The sequence below is a fragment of the Mesorhizobium sp. M1A.T.Ca.IN.004.03.1.1 genome, from assembly GCF_003997555.1.
Lineage (GTDB): Bacteria > Pseudomonadota > Alphaproteobacteria > Rhizobiales > Rhizobiaceae > Mesorhizobium.
Map to the genome: position 1 here is coordinate 1 of NZ_RZTV01000399.1, position 267 is coordinate 267.

General features: G+C 64.8%; 1 protein-coding gene. It reads right to left on the bottom strand.

Annotation, left to right across the window (positions count from 1 at the left end; all coding sequences use genetic code 11):
• Positions 1–267 (bottom strand): DUF1489 family protein (locus EOD29_RS32150; RefSeq protein WP_127248833.1); only part of this gene is annotated, 267 nt, incomplete at both ends.

Consider the following 267-nt stretch of genomic DNA (forward strand, 5'->3'; position numbering starts at 1 on the left):
CGATCCCGGCGCCCAAGCTCGTCAGATCGGGCGGCACGTCGTCCTGCGTATAGTAGCGCCAGCCCTGGAAGGGCCGCTTCGGCTGTCCCGCGGTTTCGACGACCTCCGGGCCGAGCATCAGGCGGCAGCGTGAAATTCCTTCATCGTCGGTGAACGTTGCGATGTCGAGCAGCCTCTGCCTCGCCTGCACCTGTCCCTTGATCACCCAATAGAGCGAGCCGCCGTCGAGAAGCTCCTCCATGCGTTTGGGCACCATGCGCGTCGTGT